The 16,270-nt window shown below is 67.6% G+C and carries 15 protein-coding genes; 6 read left to right on the top strand and 9 right to left on the bottom strand.

Annotation, left to right across the window (positions count from 1 at the left end; translation table 11 throughout):
* Window positions 1–117: 117 nt before the first annotated feature.
* From dnaB to rpsF, 5 genes are all read right to left on the bottom strand, one after another.
* Entirely contained in the window at window positions 118–2,502 is a 2,385-nt protein-coding gene (gene dnaB / locus ON30_RS27070) for a replicative DNA helicase (protein WP_040711511.1), read from the bottom strand.
* Between the two features lie 707 nt (window positions 2,503–3,209).
* A complete protein-coding gene (gene rplI / locus ON30_RS27065; protein WP_040711509.1) occupies window positions 3,210–3,662 on the bottom strand; it encodes a 50S ribosomal protein L9 in 453 nt (150 codons plus the stop codon).
* A gap of 16 nt (window positions 3,663–3,678) precedes the next feature.
* The gene (rpsR, locus tag ON30_RS27060; RefSeq protein ID WP_040711506.1) at window positions 3,679–3,930 is read right to left on the bottom strand and encodes a 30S ribosomal protein S18; all 252 of its coding nucleotides are present in this window, start codon (window positions 3,928–3,930) and stop codon (window positions 3,679–3,681) included.
* A 77-nt stretch (window positions 3,931–4,007) separates the two neighbouring features.
* Complete coding sequence (locus tag ON30_RS27055) at window positions 4,008–4,565, bottom strand: single-stranded DNA-binding protein (protein WP_040711504.1); 558 nt, start codon at window positions 4,563–4,565, stop codon at window positions 4,008–4,010.
* Window positions 4,566–4,661: 96 nt separating this feature from the next.
* On the bottom strand, window positions 4,662–4,949 hold the full coding sequence (gene rpsF, locus ON30_RS27050) for a 30S ribosomal protein S6 (protein ID WP_040711502.1): 288 nt from the start codon (window positions 4,947–4,949) through the stop codon (window positions 4,662–4,664).
* A 133-nt stretch (window positions 4,950–5,082) separates the two neighbouring features.
* On the opposite strand from rpsF, the gene ON30_RS27045 reads away from it, so the two are divergent.
* A complete protein-coding gene (locus tag ON30_RS27045) occupies window positions 5,083–6,465 on the top strand; it encodes a glycosyltransferase family protein (protein WP_083911701.1) in 1,383 nt (460 codons plus the stop codon).
* Window position 6,466: 1 nt separating this feature from the next.
* Here ON30_RS27045 and ON30_RS27040 read toward each other — a convergent pair whose 3' ends face one another.
* From ON30_RS27040 to ON30_RS27030, 3 genes are all read right to left on the bottom strand, one after another.
* The gene (locus ON30_RS27040; protein WP_040711501.1) at window positions 6,467–7,081 is read right to left on the bottom strand and encodes a TerD family protein; all 615 of its coding nucleotides are present in this window, start codon (window positions 7,079–7,081) and stop codon (window positions 6,467–6,469) included.
* Between the two features lie 131 nt (window positions 7,082–7,212).
* Window positions 7,213–8,319 (bottom strand): DUF475 domain-containing protein, encoded by a 1,107-nt coding sequence (locus ON30_RS27035; protein ID WP_040711499.1) that lies wholly within the window; start codon window positions 8,317–8,319, stop codon window positions 7,213–7,215.
* Between the two features lie 168 nt (window positions 8,320–8,487).
* Complete coding sequence (locus ON30_RS27030; protein ID WP_040711498.1) at window positions 8,488–9,063, bottom strand: TerD family protein; 576 nt, start codon at window positions 9,061–9,063, stop codon at window positions 8,488–8,490.
* Window positions 9,064–9,255: 192 nt separating this feature from the next.
* Here ON30_RS27030 and ON30_RS27025 point away from each other — a divergent pair, with 192 nt between their 5' ends.
* The 5 genes from ON30_RS27025 (at window position 9,256) to ON30_RS27005 (ending at window position 15,133) form a co-directional block, all read left to right on the top strand.
* Window positions 9,256–10,470: a coiled-coil domain-containing protein gene (locus ON30_RS27025; protein ID WP_245554237.1), complete on the top strand. Its 1,215-nt coding sequence runs from the start codon at window positions 9,256–9,258 to the stop codon at window positions 10,468–10,470.
* Between the two features lie 13 nt (window positions 10,471–10,483).
* Window positions 10,484–11,695 carry an HpcH/HpaI aldolase/citrate lyase family protein gene (locus tag ON30_RS27020; RefSeq protein ID WP_085999419.1) on the top strand — a complete coding sequence of 404 codons (1,212 nt, stop codon included), beginning with the start codon at window positions 10,484–10,486 and terminating at the stop codon, window positions 11,693–11,695.
* Window positions 11,692–13,083: a phosphoribosyltransferase family protein gene (locus ON30_RS27015; RefSeq protein WP_083911700.1), complete on the top strand. Its 1,392-nt coding sequence runs from the start codon at window positions 11,692–11,694 to the stop codon at window positions 13,081–13,083. Before ON30_RS27020 ends, ON30_RS27015 begins: the two co-directional genes overlap by 4 nt.
* Window positions 13,080–14,240 carry a cysteine protease StiP family protein gene (locus tag ON30_RS27010; RefSeq protein WP_245554236.1) on the top strand — a complete coding sequence of 387 codons (1,161 nt, stop codon included), beginning with the start codon at window positions 13,080–13,082 and terminating at the stop codon, window positions 14,238–14,240. Before ON30_RS27015 ends, ON30_RS27010 begins: the two co-directional genes overlap by 4 nt.
* Window positions 14,241–14,359: 119 nt before the next feature.
* Window positions 14,360–15,133, top strand: coding sequence for an HAD family hydrolase (locus ON30_RS27005; RefSeq protein ID WP_051030049.1), 774 nt, complete (start codon window positions 14,360–14,362; stop codon window positions 15,131–15,133).
* Window positions 15,134–15,168: 35 nt separating this feature from the next.
* On the opposite strand, the gene ON30_RS27000 is transcribed toward ON30_RS27005, so the two are convergent.
* Entirely contained in the window at window positions 15,169–16,221 is a 1,053-nt protein-coding gene (locus tag ON30_RS27000) for an alpha/beta hydrolase (RefSeq protein ID WP_040711494.1), read from the bottom strand.
* Window positions 16,222–16,270: the final 49 nt, after the last annotated feature.

The raw sequence follows: 16,270 nt of genomic DNA, 5'->3' as shown, positions 1-16,270 counted from the left end.
CCGTATCCTCCTGCGACCCACCCCACCCACCGTCACTGACGCTTTCCATGACAGTCCGGTCCCGCCCCGCGCGTCACCTCACGAGAATTGTCGTCCCGCTCGCCGGAACGAATCGGACTAGCCCCTGGCCATGTCCACGAAGCGGGAGAGGTGGAGTTGGTGGGCGACGGTGATGGTGGCGGTGGGGCCGTTGCGGTGTTTGCCGACGATGAGGTCGGCTTCGCCGCCGCGGGGGTCGTCGCGTTCGAAGGCGTCGGGGCGGTGCAGCAGGATGACCATGTCGGCGTCCTGTTCGAGTGAACCCGATTCACGCAGGTCGGAGACCATGGGGCGTTTGTCGGTGCGTTGTTCGGGGCCCCGGTTGAGCTGACTGATCGCGACCACCGGAACCTCGAGTTCCTTGGCGAGCAGTTTGAGGTTTCGGGAGAAGTCCGAGACTTCCTGCTGACGCGATTCGACCTTCTTGCCGGAGGTCATCAGCTGGAGGTAGTCGACCACCACCAAGCGCAGATCGTGGCGCTGTTTGAGCCGCCGCGCCTTCGCGCGGATCTCCATCATCGTCAGGTTCGGCGAATCGTCCACGAACAGCGGCGCTTCGCTGATCTCACTCATCCGCCGCGCCAATTTCGTCCAGTCGTCGTCGCTCATCCGCCCGGACCGCATATCCCCGAGTTTGATCTTCGCCTCTGCCGACAGCAGACGCATCACGATCTCGGTCCGACTCATCTCCAGCGAGAAGATGACACTGGCCAACCCATGCTTCACCGAACAACTCCGCATGAAATCCATGCCGAGCGTGGAATTGTGGGTGGGGATCATCGAGCGGCCCGCCAGGTAGAGGTGCGCCGAATTATCCACTTCGACGCAGCGCACCGGGACGCTCGCGACCGGGCGGACAGCCACGATGAACCGCGAATTCGAGCGGGTGACGCCGCGCCCTGCGCGGCGCTCCTTGTGCAGGATCGCCTTGCGGTGCAGGCCGAACACTTCGTCCTCGGTGGCGAAGGTGAGGGTGTAGCAGGTCGAGGAATCTTCGGTGCGCCCTCGCACCCGTTTGGTCGAGATCTGGCAGCGGTATCCGAGTCCGACGATCAGTTCGCGCACGTCTTCGATCAATCGGGCGCTCGTCACCGCGAACTGCACCGACCCGCCCGCAGTCACGGTGCCGTCGGTGTCCAGCAGCCCCGCGAGCAACGCGCGCCGTTGCGTCTCCGACCCGCGCAGGTAACCGATCGGAATGTGCTTGTCACCGAGCACCCCGACGGTCCGCAACCGCGCCTGGAAATCATCCAAGATGCCGTCCCCTTCGACGCGGGCGACTATCTCGGGGTCGGCGGTGGTGAGTTGGGCGGCGGCGGAGGTGCCGTCGCCGAGCCACGCGCCGAGAGTGTAGGGCGGGACGAGAAGGTCTGCTTCGGGGAGGTGCAAGGGGGCGGTGTTGGTGACCGAGTGCTGGAGGCGGCGGTCGGCGGTGTCGCAGCGCACGGTGGCGGCGATCTGCGCGGTGGTGCGGACTTCGGCGAAGGTGCGTTGGTTGCGTTGGCGGTTGCGTCCGAGCGCGGCTTGTCGCGCCGAACGCCGCGACGCCCTGGTCTCGGTGAGCCACTGGTGCTGTTCGTCGGCGACGAGGACGGAGCCGTCGGAGAATTCGACCTCGTAGCAAGGCCGTCCGGCCAGTACGTCGGTGGCGGCCACGACGCGGGTGGGTCGGCCCTGCGCGTCGAGGAGTTCGTCGCCGACACGGACCTCGCCCATGGTGGTCCAGCCGGTCGGCGTGGGCAGCGGGGTGTCGAGGGCGAGTGCCTTGCCGACGCCGGGGCGCGCGGCGACGATGATCATCTGGCCGGGGTGCAGGCCGTTGGTGAGTTCGTCGAGTTCGGTGAAGCCGGTGGGGACGCCGAGGGAGATGCCGCCGCGGGAGGCGATGGAATCTATTTCGTCCATGGTGGGTTGGAGGAGTTCCTCGAGGGGGAGGAAGTCTTCGGTGGTGCGGCGTTCGGTGACTTCGTAGACCTCGGCCTGGGCGCGGTCGACGACTTCGGCGACGTCTTGTCCGTCGGCGCCCGCGTAGCCGTATTGCACGATGCGGGTGCCCGCTTCGACCAGGCGGCGCAGGATGGCCTTCTCGGCGACGATCTCGGCGTAGAAGCCCGCGTTGGCGGCGGTGGGGACGGTCTGGGTGAGGGTGACGAGGTAGGGGGCGCCGCCGATGCGTTTGAGTTCGCCGCGGCGGTCGAGTCCGGCGGCGACGGTGACGGGGTCGGCGGGTTCGCCGCGGCCGTAGAGGTCGAGGATCGCGTCGTAGACGGCTTGGTGGGCGGGGCGGTAGAAATCGCCGGGGCGCAACACTTCCACGACGTCGGCGATGGCGTCCTTGCTCAGCAGCATGCCGCCGAGGACGGACTGTTCGGCGGCCATGTCGTGTGGGGGTTGGCGGCCGAAGTCTTCACCGGGAGGTTCGGGCGGGTAGTTCGTGTGCCCGCGGTCATCGGTGGTCGTCACCTGACTCGACCGTCCTCTCTAACCCCACGATCGGGTCGGCGCCCGAGATGAGTTTCTACCCGGAGTTTCTACTCCCGGGTACCGACAGTTTTCGGCGTGTGCGAACACGAACGACGCTGCGGGCTCGGCCTGTTCGGAACGGTTCCAGCAAACCGCTTCCGAGAGTTCCGATTCCCGCACGTCCACGGGCTCGCCCACGGCTTCGGGACGAACCTAGGGCACGCGGTGGGCGCTCCACAATCACCCCTGTGCACACAGCTGTGGATAACTTGGGGACTGTTTACCCAACCGTGTGCACCCCCTGTGGACAACTTGGGGAAAACCCAGCTCGGCCACCATGAACCCGCTGATAGATAGTGATTTCGACATCTATCCGGGTGTGGATCAATGAAGTCTCGGCGTGTCGGCGAAGTTGAACAGCCGGGCGTGTTGGGTTAACGGCGAGCGTCCGGTTTATGACCTGGATCACATTTCGCTCGGTCGGTTTTCTCGGTAATCCACAGGGCGAATAACGGGAGGTAGAAGGCCCGGGGAAATCACACGGGTGTGGTCCACACCATAACGAACCGTGTCGGCACATCGACAACCGTCGAATGGCTAACAGCCCGCAATTGACCGAACCGGACGTGCGCGCACAGCCGAAGACCACTTCCGTGCATACGCGAGGAAGTGGTCTTCGACCGAATGATCCGCCGAGGCGGAAGAAATCAGTTCGCGGCGACCTGGAGGTCGAACTTGGCCGCGACATCCGGGTGCAGGTGCACCACGACGCGGTGCTTGCCGGTGGTCTTGATGTGCGACTTCGGCAGTTCGATGCTGCGCTTGTCGACGACCGGGCCACCGGCGGTCTTGATGGCCGCGGCGACGTCGGACTGGGTGACCGAACCGAACAGCTTGCCGGTGCCCGCCGTCTTCACGGTCAGCGAGACCGACTCCAGGCCCTCGATGGCCTGCTTCAGCTCGTTGGCGTGATCGAGGTCGCGGACCCGACGCGCGTCCTGCGCCCGGCGGATGCCCTCGACCTGCTTCTGCGCGCCACGGCTCGCCACGATCGCGAGACCGCGCGGCAGCAGGAAGTTGCGGCCGTAACCGTCCTTGACCTCCACGGTGTCGCCGGGCGCACCGAGGTTGTCGACATCAGCGGTCAGAATCAGCTTCATGTGCGTGTCACCCTTCTCAGCGAGCCGTCGACACGTAAGGCAGCAGGGCGACCTCACGAGAGTTCTTGACGGCAACGGCGATATCGCGCTGGTGCTGCACGCAGTTGCCGGTGACACGGCGGGCGCGGATCTTGCCCCGGTCGCTGACGTACTTGCGCAGCAGCGTCGTGTCCTTGTAATCGATCGAAACGGTACCGGCCTTGGCTTCCTTGCAGAACGCGCAGGCCTTCTTCTTCAGCACCTTTTCGCGCGCGGGCGCTTTAGGCATGTCGTGTTACTCCGTAATCACTGATGGTCCGGCTCTTTCGCGTCGAGCGCGTCCGAGCCGGGCCGATGAGAGCCGTATCAGAACGGCGGTTCGTCGTCTACGCGGCCGCCCCCGAAGGAACCCGCCGCGGGCGCACTGCCCCAGGGGTCGTCGTCGGCTCCGCCGGAACGACCACCGCCACCACCGGAGGGAGCGGAGTTGTAGCTGTTGTTGCCGCCACCACCGCCACTGTTGCCGCCGCCGAATCCGCCGCCGCCACCGCCACCGCGATTGGCCTTGTTGACCTTCGCGGTCGCGTAGCGCAGCGAGGGGCCGACCTCGTCGACCTCGAGTTCGACGACCGTGCGCTTCTCACCCTCGCGGGTTTCGTAGGAGCGCTGCTTGAGTCGTCCGCTCACGATCACGCGAGCGCCCCGGGTCAGGCTTTCAGCGACATTCTCCGCGGCTTCACGCCAGATGTTGCAGCGCAGGAAGAGCGCTTCGCCGTCTTTCCATTCGTTCGTATTACGGTCGAAAACACGGGGAGTCGACGCGACGGTGAAATTCGCCACCGCGGCGCCCGCGGGCGTGAATCGAAGCTCGGGGTCGGCCGTCAGATTTCCGATGACGGTGATGACCGTGTCGCCTGCTGCCATGAGGTTCCTCCTGCTCGGGTGTGCAGTCCGCCGTGCACTCGCTTGTCGCGCTAGAGCCTAGAGTCAGGCACCGACGCGATCGAGTGCTGGTGGGAACTACTTGTCGTGGCGCAGAACCTTGGTGCGCAGCACCGACTCGTTGAGGCCGAGCTGGCGATCGAGCTCGCTCACCGTGGCCGGGGTCGCGGTCAGATCGACCACCGCGTAGATGCCCTCGGCCTGCTTGCGGATCTCGTAGGCCAGCCGGCGACGGCCCCAGATGTCGACCTTGTCGATCTTGCCGCCTTCGGTCTTCACAACGGTGAGCAAGTTGTCCAGCGACGGACCAACAGTGCGCTCGTCGAGACTGGGGTCGAGGATGACCATCACTTCATAATGACGCACGGACCAATCACCTCCTGTGGACTCATAACGGCCACGGACGGTCCGTGGCAGGAGGGTCGTTGCGTCAGCAACCCGGATAGGCTACATGACCAGGCCCTGACCTCGGAAATCCGCCCTCCTCTAGGGTGGGTCCATGCCGATCGGACCCGCCAGCGAGCTGTTCGCGGATCGCGTGGTCCGCCGCCGGGTGTTCGCCCTGGCGATCCTGCTGTTGTGCGCGGTCACGCTGGCACTCGGGTACGCGAACAAGGCGCGCTGCGCGACCGGTCCGGTCGACGACAGCGGTCGCAGCGCCGCGTTCGAGGTCCGCAAGGACGCGGAGGTCTGTTACTCCGACATCCAGTTGCTGTGGATCGGCCGTGACATCGACAACCACGTCTTCCCCTACATCGGCGGCGGCATCACCGACGACGGCACGCTGACCGGCGGCGCGGTGGAATACCCGGTGCTCAGCGGCGTGCTGATGTGGGTGGGCGCGATCGGCGCGGAGACCGACGCGCAGTTCCTGGCCTACACCGCGCTGTTGCTGGCGCCGTTCGCGCTGCTGATCGCCTGGCTGCTGTATCGGATGGCGGGTCGGGCCGCGTTGCTGTGGGCGGCCGGTCCGCCGCTGGTGCTCTACGCCTTCCACAACTGGGAGTTGCCGGTGGTCGCCACGGCGGTCGCCGCGATCTACGTGGTGGGGTATCTGCCGCGGTATTCGCTGCGGAGCAGGGGCGTGGTCGCTGCGGTGCTGCTCGGTCTCGGCTTCTGTCTGAAGTTGTATCCGGGGATCTTCGTCCTGCCGCTGCTGATCTACGTGCTGACCAACGGCGCGGCGCGGGATCGGGGCCGCCCGCTGGACGTGCGCGGCGCGCTGCTGACGGCGGCCGCCGCGATCGGCACCGTGGTCGCGGTGAACCTGCCCTTCGCGCTGGCGGGCTACGAGGGGTGGCGGGCCTCGATCGCCTTCCAGCAGATGCGCCAGGCCGACATCACCACCAATTCCGTCTGGTACTGGGGTCTGCGGTTGCTCTTCGAGGACGGCGCCGACAGCGAATCCGCGTTCCAGGACACCGTTTCGGTGGCCTCGCCGCTGCTGGTGCTCGGCTCGTTCGCGCTGGCGATCTGGCTGGGGCGGCAGCGGTACCTGGCGACGGGGGTGTTCCCGTGGGTGGGCGTCAGCGGCGCGATGCTGTGCGGCTTCCTGCTGTTCCACAAGGTGCACTCACCGCAGTACACGCTGTGGCTGCTGCCGTTCCTGGTGTTGCTGAAGGTGCCGTTCCCGCTGATCGCGGGCTACCTGCTGGCCGACGCGGCGGTGGGTGTGGGGGTGTTCCGCTACTTCTACACGATCGGCACGGGCGATCCGGTGGACACGATCGAGAGCGTCGTGCAGTTCGGGGTGTGGGGGCGCGCGATCCTGCTGGTGGTGCTGTTCTTCCTGTTCGTGGGCGCGCGGTGGCGCGCGGCCACGCTCGCGCCACCCGAAAGCTCGCGGGACACCGGGCAATTGGTGGCCGCGGAACGGGCGTGAGCTATTTGCTCGTGCTGTGCCACTGCATGCCCCACCGGTACGCCTCGTCGATGTAGCGCTGGGTTCCGTTGATGTAGTTCACTTCCCGGTGCACGGTGATCCCCGGGCCCTGGTTCTGCAACAGCGCGACCGCGCACGAGCGGGCGCCGTTCACCGGGGAGTCGAGTCGCACCTCGACCCGCGGCCCGCTGGTGGGATACAGGGTGACCACCCCGTCGGCGGCGGCCCAGTTGGGCACGCCGTCGTAGATGAAGGCGAAGATGAGCACCCGCTTGAAGACTTCGGGACGGCTCAGGTCGATGTGCATGGTCTCGCCCGCGGCGTCGGCTCCGCTGCGGTCGTCGCCGTCGAGGCGGATATACGGTGCGGCGTCGAGGTTCCCGAAGTTGTCGCCGATGGCCTGCACGACGCCTTTGGTCCCGTCGGCCAATTCGTAGAGGCAGCCCAGGTCGAGGTCGACGGGCTTGCCGCGCCGGAAGATTCCGCGCCGGCCCTTGGACCAGTTCAGATTCACTCGCATCACACCTTGCGCGTCACCGGGTTTGGTGAGGTTGATGCTCGGAGTGGCCTTGGACAGCGTCACCGTGGCCAGGTCGACGCTCTCGGGTGGAGTCATCGGCGCGATCCCCCTCGTGAATCCTCGTGCCGGAAAAATGCCGTGACACGGGAGTCGTCGAAACGCGAAAGTGGCAGCGGTTCCGGTTCGGACCCGCTGCCACTCGAGGTCGGTCGGCTGCGTGCCGCCGATCAGCCTACCGGCGTGGCGGAGCGTTCGCTCTCGATCTCGTCGGCATCGCCGTTGCGGCGGTTGCGCAGGATGCTGGACACCAACGCCGCGCCGATGAACGCGACACCGACCAGGCCGGTGATGATCTCGTTGACGTGCACGCCGATGGAGACCAACAGGATGGTGGCCAGCGCGCCGATCGCCCAGTGCGCGCCGTGCTCGAGGTACACGTACTCCGAGAGCGTGCCCTGGCGGACCAGGTACACCGTGATGGACCGGACGAACATCGCACCGATCAGGCCGAGGCCCAGGGCGATGATGATCGGGTCGGAGGTGATGGCGAACGCGCCGATCACGCCGTCGAAGGAGAACGACGCGTCGAGGACCTCCAGGTAGAGGAACAGGAAGAAGCCGGCTTTACCGGTGGCCTTGGCCAGATCGGACGGACCGGACTGCTCCTCGAGTTCGTCGGTGTGGAACATCGAGCCCAGACCGTCGACCGCGATGTAGGTGATCATGCCGAGCAGGCCCGCGACCAGGACGGTGGCGCGCTTGTCGTCGTCGGCGAGCAGTTCGGCGACCAGCACCAGCGCACCGCCCGCGACCACGACCGAGAGCATGTCGAGCTTGCCCGCCTTGGCCAGCGGCTTCTCCAGCCACGCCAGCCAGGTGATCTCACGCTCTTCGAAGATGAAGTTCAGGAACAGCAGCGCCAGGAACATGCCGCCGAAGGCCGCGATCTGCGGGTGGGCGTCGGTGATGAGCGTCTCGTAGCTCGGGTCGCCGTTCTCGAAATAGGCGCCGTCGTTCGGCGGCGGGTTCAGCGCCAGGTCGAGGGCTTCGACCGGGTTCAGCCCGGCGGTGATCCACACGATCGCCAGCGGGAAGACCAACCGCATGCCGAACACGGCGATCAGAACGCCGACGGTGAGGAAGATCTTCTGCCAGAATTCGCTCATCCGCTGGAGGACGGTGGCGTTGATGACGGCGTTGTCGAAGGACAACGAGACTTCGAGGATGCCGAGGATGGCGCACAGGATGAGCGCCTCGGGGCCGCCGTAGAGGAACGCCACCACCAGCGACACCACCGTGACAACGCCGGAGAGGCCGAATATACGCAGGACCACGCGAGGGACCTTTCGTTGCTTGGGAACAGAATCGGCGAAATCGGTACCAGCGTGGCCGTTGAACCGCCGTATGTCCAACGATGCGCCGAATTCCGGGCGCTCGGGTGTGGCGCACGCGCGAGGAGGGGGCTCGTCGCCGAGCCCCCTCCCGCGCCGAAAGCGTTGTGGCTAGACGTTCACGCCGTAGTCGCGCGCGATGCCGGACAGGCCCGAGGCGTAGCCCTGGCCGATGGCGCGGAACTTCCACTCGGCGCCGTTGCGGTAGAGCTCGCCGAAGACCATCGCGGTCTCGGTGGAGGCGTCCTCGGTGAGGTCGTAGCGGGCCAGTTCGCTGCCGTTGCTGCGGTCGACGACCCGGATGTAGGCGTTGCGGACCTGGCCGAAGGACTGCTGACGGGTCTCCGCGTCGTAGATCGAGACCGGGAAGAAGATGCTCTCGATGGTGGGCGGGGTGTTGGCCAGGTCGACGTTGATGACCTCGTCGTCGCCTTCGCCCTCGCCGGTGGTGTTGTCCCCGGTGTGCTCGATCGCGCCTTCGGGGGACTTCAGGTTGTTGAAGAACACGAAGTGCTGATCGGAGAGCACCTTCTTGTCCGCGCCGGTCGCGATGGCGCTGGCGTCGAGGTCGAAGTCGGTGCCGGTGGTGGAGCGGACGTCCCACCCCAGACCGACGGCGACAGCGGTAAGGTTCGGCGCCGCCTTGGTCAGCGAGACATTGCCGCCCTTGGACAAACTGACACCCATGCGGGATTCCCTTTCGAATAGTCCGTCTGTGGTCCCAGCATGTCCGAATCGCCGGGTACGAGTTACGACAGTAGTAGGTTTCGGCGAACTTGCGTAGAAAGTGGGGTAACCCCCGGCGAACAGCACTGTCGTCTGCGGTCGCCTCCCGGACTTCCACCGTCGACCGGTCGGTTCAGGACCTACCATCGGGGCGTGGCAGGCCGTAGGCGTGGCTGGTTCCGGTCCTCCCGGAACAGCGAATGGATTCAGCAGGCGCGCTCGCAGCTCGCGGACGCGTTCCTCGACATGGACCGGCGACAGAGCGTGGCCGAGGACGCCGTGCACGCCTGCGACGAGGTGTTCCCCGAGCGTGCGCTGGGGTCGGCGTGGGAGCCGGTGCGCTCGCGGTGTTACGACGCGGCGGGCCGGTATCTGGCGCTGACCGAGGAACTCGAGGCCGCCGAACGCGACGGGACGCCGTTCCCGCAGGGGCCCGAGCGGGCCGCCGCCGTCACGGCGTCGCTCGGTGACGCGGCGCGCGCGGTGGACGAGTTCTATCGCGGGAATCAGGCGGTGTTGGAGCAGGCGTTGGGGGTGCGCGCGACCGTCCCGCAACTGGTCGCGCAGGTGAAGGCGAGCGCCGCGCGGGTGCGCGGTCGGGCCGCGGAGTCGGAGTTCGCGGGCTACCCGTCGGTGCTGCGCCACGCGGCCGCGGTCGATGAGGCTCTGCTCACACTGGAGGCGGCCGCCCGCAGCGGGATCGCCGAGCAGCGAAGGGCAGCCAATCGACTGGAGGCGGTCAGCCGGGAACTGGCGGATGCCTTGGCGCAGGCCCCCTCTCGACAGGAGGCCGCGAAAACCGCCCTCACCTCGGTGAACACCAGGTTGTCGGCGGTGCGCAACCGCGCCGAGGGGCTCGCGCCCGCGTACTCGGCGCTGCTGCGTGAGTTCAACGCTGCGAGTTCGGCGGACTTGGCCAACAATGAGCGGGAAAGTCAGCGCGCCATCAGCGCCGCCGCCGACGCCTTGGAACGGGCGCGCGCGGCGGCCGACCAGAACAATCCGGAGTCCGCACTTGAATTGACCACGTCCGCCAGGGGCAGCCTGGCCGAGGCCGAGCAGCAGATCGACGCCGTGACCCGTAGGCTCGCCCTGCTGCGTGAGGTCCGTGCCGACCCGCGCGCGAAAGCGGAGGCCGTACGATTCCGGCTGCGGGACGCGCAGATGCTGGCGGTGAGCCGGGGGCTCGTCGCCGAGTGGGGATCTGTGCTCGACGCACAGGTCGACCGTATCGATCGAATTTCGGAAACACTGTCGGGACGTCATCCCGATTACCGGGCGTATGTGGCGGAACTGGATGCCGTCACCGATTTCATCGCCGGTGTGGTGGATCGCATGAGAAAACACGTAGGACAACGACGAGAATGAGGATGGGCCCTCGATGACCGCAGGCATCGCCGTCCAGCAGGAGGTTTCCCTGCGGAAGGCACTGCCGCTGCGCCATTTTCGGCAGCTGCACGGACCGGACGCACGGCACCTTTTCCATCGGCAACCCGAGCCTTTCGGCGCGCACACTGACCGAGAACTGTTGGCGTACGCCTTGGGCGCGACGCTGTACGCGCCCGCGACCAGACCGGACCTGGCCGAGACCATACGCAAACGCTCCGATCACGGGGTGTGCTCGATGGTGATCGATCTCGAGGACGCGGTCGCCGATCACGAGGTCGAATCGGCCAAGCAGCGCGCGGTGGAGACGTTGGATCTGCTGGCGAGCAGTCCCGATCCGAATCCGCTGCTGTTCATCCGGGTGCGCGACGCGGACACCGTGGGCGAGATCGTGGAGCGTCTCGGCGCGGGCGCCGCAGCGCTGGTGGGGTTCGTGTTCCCCAAGTTCGACAGCGCCACGGGGCAGAAGTATCTCGACGCGCTCGAGGCGGCGGGCCGCGCGCTGGACCGGCCGCTGTACGGGATGCCGGTGTTGGAGTCGGCGGCGCTGGTGCACCGGCAGACCCGCGACCACGAGTTGGGTCGGATCGCCGCGATGCTGGCCGAGCACCGCGAACGGGTGCTGGCGGTGCGTGTCGGCGCCACCGACATGTGCTCGACCTTCGGCATCCGCCGCGACCGCGACCTGACGATCTACGACGTGCGCGTGGTCGCCGACGTGATCGCCGACATCGTGAACTACCTGGGCCGCACCGACGGCACCGGCTATGTGATCACGGGCCCGGTGTGGGAGTACTTCGCCGATCACGAGCGCATGTTCCGTCCGTTGCTGCGCACCGCGCCGTTCGAGGAGTCCGACGCGGTGCCGTTCCGCCGGTACCTGGTCTCGCGCGATCTGGACGGTTTACTGCGCGAGATCACCCTGGACCGGGCCAACGGCATCCAGGGCAAGACGGTGATCCATCCCTCGCATGTGGCGGCGGTGCACGCGCTGTCGGTGGTCACCCACGAGGAGTACTCCGACGCGCTGGACATCCTCCAGGTCGACGTGGGCGGGGTCGCGGCCTCGGAGTACCGCAACAAGATGAACGAGATGCGCCCGCATCGCAGTTGGGCCCGGCAGACGTTGCTGCGGGCCCGGGTGTTCGGCGTGGCCAACAAAGGAGTGTCCTTCGTGGATCTGCTGACCGCGGCGGTGCAGGTGTGAGTGCTCGATCCGAGCCGTGGGCGACCAGGGAACTGGGGATCGCCCTTCGGCACGTGCGCGGTCACGGCGGTGCGGGGGCGGCGGTGCTGCCCGCCGACCTGACGATCGCGACCTTGCTCGAGGTGGGTTTGCGGCGCAATCCGAAGCGGGCGCACCTGCTGGTGTCGACGGTGCTGGGCAAACATCTGCCCACCGATCCGCGCGCGGTCCTGGAAGCGGGCGACCGTCTCGGCGACCTGGTGCGCGAGGTTCTCGGCGGTGCGGACGCGCTGGTCCTCGGTTTCGCCGAGACGGCCACCGGTCTCGGGCACATCGTGGCGGCGCGGTTGGACGCGCGCTGCTATCTGCACTCCACCCGCCGTGACGTGCCCGAGGCCGAGACCCTGACGAGTTTCGAGGAAGGGCATTCGCACGCGACGACGCACCTGTTGCAGCCCGCCCCGGCGAGCGTGTTCCAGGGCGACCTGCCGCTGGTCATGGTCGACGACGAGATCTCCACCGGCCGTACCGCGTTGGACGCGTTGCGCGCCTTGCACGCCTTCGCCCCGCGCGCGCACTACGTGCTGGCCTCGCTGGTCGACATGCGGTCGGAGGCCGATCACGAGAGCTTCCGCGCGGTGGAGACCGAACTCGGCGTGCGCATCGACACGGTCTGCCTGGTGTCTGGGCGCACCCACCTGCCCGAGGGCATCCGCGAGCGGGTCATGGCGTTGCCGGACCACACCCTCAATCCGGTGGCGGAACGCCGCGGCACGGTGACGCGGGTCGAATTGTCCTGGCCCGCCGCGGTTCCCGAAGGCGGCAGGCACGGGTTCCGTGACGTCGACGCCGGCGCGTTCGACGCCGCGGTGGTCCTCGCCGCGGCCGATCTGCGCGACCATCTGGGCGCGGTCGCGCCGGGGCGGCCCGCGATCGTCATCGGCCACGAAGAGCTGATGTACCTGCCGCTGCGGCTGGCCGACGAACTGCGCGAGTCGGGGATTCCGACGCGATTCCAGACCACCACCCGCTCACCCGCCTACGTCCTGGACGAACCGGGCTACCCGCTGCGGCGCGGATTCGGTTTCGCCGCACCCGAATTCGACCCGGCGGCGCGGCGCTACCTCTACAACGCGCGCTGGTCCGACGGCCCCGAATTCGGCGCGGACACGACCCACGTCGAGAACCCGGTGCTGGTCGTGGTGCTCGACGCGCCCGCCGACACCGCCGAACTCCGCGCCGAAGGTGGGCTCATCGATGTGCTCACCGCCGCGGGCGAGGACGTGGTGCTCGCCGTCGTCCCCTGCGCCGATCCGCGTGTCCTGCACGCCGACCGCGACGGCGTGCGTCTCGTTCCCGTCGGTGATGCCGGGATGTCCGCACCAGAGAATCCGGTGGAGCCCCGTTGAGTCAGCTGTCGAACACTTCGCCGGGATCGGCGCTCGCCCTACCCACCCCGCTGCACGGGCCGGAGTTCGGATCGTATGCGGCGCACGAGGTCTCGTGGTTGTTGAAGGATCTGTCCGAGCTGGACCTGGAAGCCGACATCGCCGAACGCGAACAGCGCATCCAGGCGGGCGAGGCCCACTACGCGGAATCGCTGCCGATCGAATACCAGCCCGATGCCGCCTACCGCGACCTGTTCGAGCAGGTCCTCGCCGACAGCGCGCGACGGTTGGCGCTGGCCGTGGGTACGGTCGCCGAACTCGTGGTCGCCGAACGCGGCACGGATATCGTGCTGGTGTCGCTGGCCAGGGCGGGCACGCCGGTCGGCATCCTGATGAAACGGTGGCTGGCGGCGCGCGGCGGCGAGCAGAGCCTCGACGTCCCGCACTACGCGGTGTCGATCGTGCGCGACCGCGGCGTCGACGCCGTCGCGCTGGACTATCTGGCCCGCCACCACGATCCGGCCTCGGTGGTGTTCGTGGACGGGTGGACGGGCAAGGGCGCGATCACCCGCGAACTGACCGAGGCGCTCGACGCCTACCACGCGGCAGGCGGCGCGCGCTTCGACGACGAACTCGCCGTCCTCGCCGACCCTGGGCAGTGCGTGCGCACCTACGGAACACGTGACGATTTCCTCATCGCCTCCGCATGCCTGAATTCCACGGTCTCCGGGCTCATCTCGCGCACCGTCCTCAACGACACGGTGATCGGTCCCGGCGATTTCCATGGCGCGAAGTTCTACCGCGAACTGGCCGAGGCCGACGTGTCGGTGCGGATGCTCGACACCGTCGCCGCGGAATTCGACAGCGTGCGCGACGCGGTGCCCGCCGAACTGGCCGCCGTCACCGGCGGCGACCGCACCCCGACCTGGTCGGGATGGGCGTCGGTGGAGAAGGTGCGCGAGGAATACGGCATCGCGAGCGTCAACTTCGTCAAACCCGGTGTGGGCGAGACGACCCGGGTGCTGTTGCGCCGCGTGCCGTGGCGCGTGCTGGTGCGCGAGGCCGACGCCCCCGAACACGCGCACCTGCGACTACTGGCCGAGGCCAGGGGCGTGCCGGTGGATGTGGTGCCCGATCTGGCGTATTCGTGCATGGGTCTGATCAAGGAAGTGCGGTAGCCCCGATGGTGCTGGTTCAGCAATCCCACGACGACGGTGACCTACGCGACCACGGATGGCCGCACGGTCGCCGTCACCGACTCAGATACGCGTTGATCGCCACCGACCTGGATCGGACGATGATCTACTCGCGCAACGCTTTCAGCACCACCGACGAGGTGCCCACGGTGTGCGTGGAACATCTCGAGGGCGCGCCGCTGTCGTTCATGACCACCGCCGCCGCGCTGCGCATGCAGTCGCTCACCGAACCCGCCGCGGTGATTCCCACGACCACGCGGACCATCAAGCAGTTCACCAGGATCCAGTTGCCCGGCGCGCCGTGGCGTTACGCGATCACCAGCAACGGCGGCAACATCCTGGTCGACGGCGTCCCGGATATGCGCTGGCGCATCGACGTCGACGCGAAGGTCCGCTCGGGCGGCGCGACGTTGTCCGAGGTCAGCGCGGAACTGCGGGCCCGCGTGGACGATTCGTGGGTGTCGAAGTTCCGGATCGCCGACCACCTGTTCTGCTATCTGGTGGTCAAGCCTAAAGCGGTGCCCGACGGGTTCCTCGCCGAATGGGACCAGTGGTGCCGGGCGCGCGGTTGGTCGGCCTCGCAGCAGGGACGCAAGATCTACACGATGCCGGACGCGGTGTGCAAGAGCATCGCCGTCGCCGAGGTGCGGCGCAGACTGCTCGACTCCGGCGAACTCGCCGAGGACGCGCGCACCCTGGCCGCCGGAGACGGCGCGCTGGACGCGGAGATGCTGCGCGCCGCCGATTCGGCGATCCGCCCCCGGCACGGTGAACTCGAACTGCTCAACTGGACGCATCCGAACCTGACGATCACCCGGGCCACCGGCATTCTCGCCGGGGAGGAGATCATCGACTGGTTCCTCGACGCGGCCTGAGCCGCGGCGGTCGTCGGCGATCAGGTCGTCGCGGCTCAGGGAGCGCTGAACAATCCCTCGGCCAGCACCGGCCACGACGACTTCAGGTCGTCCTGCCAGTACCCCCACGAGTGGGTTCCGGTGTTCCGGTAGACGAATTTGGCCGGGATGCCGAGCTGGTTGAGGCGGTCGTTCATGTTGTGGTTGGACCAGTTCACACCGGCCTCGATGATCGCGCCGAGGGCCACCGTCTGCGGGGTCTCCGCCGGAGACTCCATTCGGAACTTGCCGCCCGCCTGATCGAATTCGCCGGGCACGCCGTTGCCGGTGGAGAAGAACAGGTGGGTGCCGCGCAGTTTGTCGGCGTTGACCATCGGGTCGTTGGCGGCCCACATCGGGCTGTCGGCGGGGCCCCACATGTTGCGGGTGTCGCCGCCGCCCCACGTCTCCACCGTCAGCTTCACCATCTCCTGGCCCACCGGGTCGCTGACCTGCGCGATCCCGCTGTAGGCGGCGACGCTGCGGAACAGGCCCGGCTTGGCGATGGCGTAGTTCAGCACGGAGGTGCCCGTCATCGACAGGGCCGCGATGGCGTTGACGCCGTTGGTCCCCAGCGCCGCGTCGACCAGCGGGGGCAGTTCCTCGGTGGTGAAGGTCTGCCACTTGTTCACGCCGAGCACCGGGTCCGGGTTGATCCAGTCGGTGTAGAAACTCCACGCGCCGCCCAGCACCTGGATGACGTTGATGTCCTTGGTGCCGAGAAATTCCAGCGCGTCGGTGTTGCGCCGCCAGGAGGCCGCGTCCATGCCGCCGCCCGCGCCGTTGAACAGGTACAGCGAGGGCTTCGGCTCCGAGACGTCCGAGGGCCGCAGCACATCGACCAGGACGGTGGTGTTCATCGCCGCCGAGTGGACGTGCAGGCGCACGTTGCGCGCGTCCTTGACGTCGATCTTCTTGATGTAGGACCCGTCGGGGGCCTGCACCGAGGGCTGGACGACACCGGGGGCGGTGGGCGGTTCGGCGGAGGCGGGGGCGAGCCCGATCCCGAGCGATATCACGCTCAGCGCCGCCGCGAGCGCGATTCGTCTCCTGGTGCGGTGCTGCGCCATCGGCTGCCCCTCTGTTGTCGATCCGGTCGTCCACGGGGCTGATCGGGCA

Origin of the sequence: Nocardia takedensis NBRC 100417 (assembly GCF_000308695.1) — a bacterium.
Lineage (GTDB): Bacteria > Actinomycetota > Actinomycetes > Mycobacteriales > Mycobacteriaceae > Nocardia > Nocardia takedensis.
This window is presented reverse-complemented; position numbering and strand designations above follow the sequence as displayed.

Bases quoted from the DNA above. Each gene is read 5' to 3' on its own strand.
- rplI (WP_040711509.1), bottom strand. From the start codon at position 3,662: ATGAAGCTGATTCTGACCGCTGATGTCGACAACCTCGGTGCGCCCGGC.
- rpsR (WP_040711506.1), bottom strand. From the start codon at position 3,930: ATGCCTAAAGCGCCCGCGCGCGAAAAGGTGCTGAAGAAGAAGGCCTGC.
- ON30_RS27055 (WP_040711504.1), bottom strand. From the start codon at position 4,565: ATGGCAGCAGGCGACACGGTCATCACCGTCATCGGAAATCTGACGGCC.
- ON30_RS27045 (WP_083911701.1), top strand. From the start codon at position 5,083: ATGCCGATCGGACCCGCCAGCGAGCTGTTCGCGGATCGCGTGGTCCGC.
- ON30_RS27040 (WP_040711501.1), bottom strand. From the start codon at position 7,081: ATGACTCCACCCGAGAGCGTCGACCTGGCCACGGTGACGCTGTCCAAG.
- ON30_RS27030 (WP_040711498.1), bottom strand. From the start codon at position 9,063: ATGGGTGTCAGTTTGTCCAAGGGCGGCAATGTCTCGCTGACCAAGGCG.
- ON30_RS27020 (WP_085999419.1), top strand. From the start codon at position 10,484: ATGACCGCAGGCATCGCCGTCCAGCAGGAGGTTTCCCTGCGGAAGGCA.
- ON30_RS27005 (WP_051030049.1), top strand. From the start codon at position 14,360: ATGATCTACTCGCGCAACGCTTTCAGCACCACCGACGAGGTGCCCACG.
- ON30_RS27000 (WP_040711494.1), bottom strand. From the start codon at position 16,221: ATGGCGCAGCACCGCACCAGGAGACGAATCGCGCTCGCGGCGGCGCTG.